Annotated in this window: 2 protein-coding genes and 1 pseudogene; all 3 read left to right on the forward strand. The window is 59.7% G+C overall.

Annotated elements, in window-relative coordinates; translation table 11 throughout:
* A pseudogene (locus ACRC1E_RS12290) lies at nucleotides 1-501 on the forward strand (M48 family peptidase); the annotation flags it as partial.
* Nucleotides 502-776: 275 nt separating this feature from the next.
* Nucleotides 777-3,440, forward strand: coding sequence for a pyruvate dehydrogenase (acetyl-transferring), homodimeric type (aceE, locus tag ACRC1E_RS12295; RefSeq protein WP_438515382.1), 2,664 nt, complete (start codon nucleotides 777-779; stop codon nucleotides 3,438-3,440).
* A gap of 179 nt (nucleotides 3,441-3,619) precedes the next feature.
* Nucleotides 3,620-3,780: biotin/lipoyl-containing protein (locus ACRC1E_RS12300; protein WP_438515383.1), on the forward strand; the 161-nt coding region annotated here is incomplete at its 3' end.

The raw sequence follows: 3,780 nt of genomic DNA on the forward strand, positions 1-3,780 counted from the left end.
CGGCTGGCACTGCGCAACCCGGCTGCCGCCCAAGTCGCAGCGGCCGAGGCGGTACGCTTGCTGCCTGACGATGCCATGCTCTATAGCTTGCAGCCCGAGATCGCGACGGCGGCGGGTCAGCCGCAGCAGGCTCTGGCGCTGACCCGCAAGGGCCTGGCGGCTTTCCCGGCCAGCCGGGCGCTGTTCCTGGGTGAAATCCAGGCCTTGATGGCCAGCGGCGAGCAAGGCGTGGCCCTGCGTCAGGTGCAGTCTTTGCTAGCACGTTATCCGGCCGATGCCGAGTTGCACCGGCTGGCAGCCAGGCTGTATGGCGAGCGCGATCCGCTGGCCTATCATGCTGCGCTCGGTAATGCGTTCTATTTCGAACAAATGTTTGAATCCGCGCTGGTGCAGTACCGGCTGGCCAGTGCGGCCAAAGGCGAGAATTTTTATCTGCGTTCTTCGGTAGAAGCACGCATGCGCGAGATAGAAAAGACGCTGAAAAACAGGCAGAACAAGTGATGGCTAGGGCTTTCTGGCTTTAAAACAACATATTGCGCCGCAGCATCAGCCTTTTTAATGTCATATACGAATCTTAGTCCGGTTTGCCTATTCCACATTCGGGCCTGTAGCCATTACACTCACGCCTATTGCGCAAAATTGTTCGAATACAAACAAATAATAATGCGGTTTCGTTCATTTTTTATTGGGTAGACGGATCACCCGGTCTGCCCCGCGTCTCGAATAACAGGATCTGCGCCACTCGCGCAGGCTGTGATCAAACGTAAGGAGATAAAATGGCTACACGTTTTCCGGACGATATCGATCCGCTGGAAACCCGCGAATGGACCGAGGCACTGGCTTCGGTACTTGAAAACGAAGGCGCGGAGCGCGCCCAGTTTCTGCTGGAAAATCTGGTCGAACAGACCCGCCGCAGCGGCGCGCACTTGCCGTTTGATGCCACCACGGCTTATCTGAATACCATCCCTGTCGGGCGCGAGAAAAAATCGGCCGGCAATCATGAGCTGGAACACCGCATCCGCTCCATCTGCCGCTGGAATGCGATGGCCATGGTGCTGCGTGCCGGCAAGAAAGATCTGGAACTGGGCGGCCATATCGCCAGCTACCAGTCGTCGGCCACCTTGTACGATGTCGGTTTCAACCATTTCTGGCGTGCGCCCAACGACGAGCAGGAAGGCGACCTGATCTATTTCCAGGGCCATATTGCGCCGGGCATTTACTCGCGTGCCTTCCTTGAAGGGCGTCTGTCCGAGGCCCAGCTCGATAATTTCCGTCAGGAAGTCGATGGCAACGGCCTGTCGTCCTACCCGCATCCTTGGTTGATGCCGGATTTCTGGCAGTTCCCTACCGTGTCCATGGGCCTGGGCCCGTTGATGGCCATTTATCAGGCACGCTTCCTCAAGTATCTGGAAAGCCGCGGCCTCGCCCGCACGCCTGGACGCAAGGTGTGGTGCTTCTGCGGCGACGGCGAGATGGACGAGCCGGAATCGCTGGGCGCAATTGCGCTGGCGGCGCGCGAGGGTCTGGACAATCTGGTGTTCGTGATCAACTGCAACCTGCAGCGTCTGGATGGCCCGGTGCGTGGCAACGGCAAGATTATCCAGGAACTGGAAGGCGACTTCCGCGGTGCCGGCTGGAACGTGATCAAGCTGATCTGGGGCAGCCGCTGGGATCCGTTGCTGGCGATGGACAGCAAGGGCCTGTTGAAGAAGCGCATGGAAGAATGCGTGGACGGCGACTACCAGACCTTCAAGTCCAAGGATGGCGCCTATGTGCGCGAGCATTTCTTCGGCAAGTACCCCGAGCTGCTGGAAATGGTCGCCAATATGTCGGACGACGAGATCTGGAACCTGAACCGTGGCGGTCATGATCCGCACAAGGTCTATGCCGCTTACCACGAGGCAACGGCCAATGCCCAGGGTCTGCCGACGGTGATCCTGGCCAAGACCATCAAGGGTTACGGCATGGGTGCATCCGGCGAAGGCCAGAACATCGCCCACGGCGCCAAGAAAATGGCACTGGACAGCCTGCGTAAATTCCGCGACCGCTTCGGTATTCCGGTGTCCGACGCTGATCTGGAAAGCGTGCCTTACTACAAGCCGGCTGAAGACAGCCCGGAAATGGTCTACATGCACGCACGCCGTGCGGCCTTTGGTGGCAGTCTGCCTGCACGTCGGCCGGTCAAGGCACCGATGGCGGTGCCGGGCCTGCATGTATTCGATGCCATGCTCAAGGATTCGGGCGAGCGCGAGTTCTCCACCACCATGGCCTTTGTGCGCATGCTGGGCAATCTGCTCAAGGATAAGGGCATCGGCAAGCAGATCGTTCCTATCGTACCGGACGAATCGCGTACTTTCGGCATGGAAGGCATGTTCCGCCAGTACGGCATCTGGTCGACCCAGGGGCAGAACTATGTGCCGCAGGACGCGGACCAGCTGATGTTCTACAAGGAATCCAAAGACGGCCAGATGCTGCAGGAAGGCATCAACGAGCCGGGCGCGATGTCGTCGTGGATCGCCGCAGCAACCAGCTATGCCAACCACGGCATTCCGATGATTCCGTTCTACATCTATTACTCGATGTTCGGCTTCCAGCGCATCGGCGATCTGGCGTGGGCGGCAGGCGATATGCGTGCCCGCGGCTTCATGCTGGGCGGTACTGCCGGGCGTACCACGCTGAACGGCGAAGGCCTGCAGCATGAAGACGGCCATAGCCATATCCAGGCCGGCCTGATTCCGAACTGCATCTCCTACGACCCGACCTTCGCCTACGAGCTGGCGGTGATCCTGCAGGATGGTCTGCAGCGCATGTACGCCGAGCAGCAGGACGTGTTCTATTACATCACCCTGATGAACGAGAACTACGCCCATCCCGCGATGCCGGCCGGTGTCGAAGAAGGCATCCTCAAGGGCATGTACTGCCTGAAAGATGGCGGCGACGCTAAGCTCAAGGTACAGCTTCTGGGTTCGGGCACCATCCTGCGTGAAGTGATGGCCGCCGCCGACCTGCTGCGCAATGATTTCGGCGTGGCCAGCGATATCTGGAGCGTGACCTCGTTCAACGAGCTCTCGCGTAACGGGCGTGATAGCAGCCGCTTCAACCTGTTGCATCCCGAAGCGCCGGCGCAGCTAAGCTATGTCGAGCAGCAACTGGCTGGCCGCCCGGGCCCGTTTATTGCCGCTACCGACTATATCCGCGCCTACGCCGAGCAGATCCGCGAGTTTGTACCGGGGCGTTACACCGTGCTCGGTACCGACGGCTTCGGCCGCTCCGACAGCCGCGCCCGTCTGCGTGATTTCTTCGAGGTCGACCGCTACCACGTGGTCGTGGCCGCACTGTCGGCACTGGCCCGCGAAGGCAAGATCGAAGCGGCCCGCGTCAGCGAGGCGATTGCACGCTACGGCATCAACGTCGACAAACTGCCAAGCTGGAAAGCTTGATCTGAAAAGGCGGGAATGGGGAATGGGGACCGGGGAGCGGGCTGTTGCAGCCATGTTTGCTTGTGTCGCCCTCCCTGTTTCGGGTTGCGAACTCCCAAGATAAGGATGTCGGGACGGGCAGGTCGGGTATGGCGGTTTGATTCCCCATTCCCGGCTTCCCGCTCCCGCAGTTGAAAAACATGAGCCAAATTATCGAACTGAAAGTCCCCGATATCGGCGGACACGCAGATGTGGATGTGATTGAAGTCTTCATCAAGGTCGGCGATACCGTCGCGGTGGATGACTCGCTGATCACGCTGGAAACCGACAAGGCCACCATGGAAGTGCCGGCCGACAAGGC

This window comes from Craterilacuibacter sp. (genome assembly GCF_051659485.1).
In the GTDB taxonomy this organism is placed as follows: Bacteria; Pseudomonadota; Gammaproteobacteria; order Burkholderiales; family Chromobacteriaceae; genus Craterilacuibacter.

Excerpts from the sequence above, each read along its gene's own strand:
- aceE (WP_438515382.1), top strand. The coding sequence starts at position 777 with ATGGCTACACGTTTTCCGGACGATATCGATCCGCTGGAAACCCGCGAA.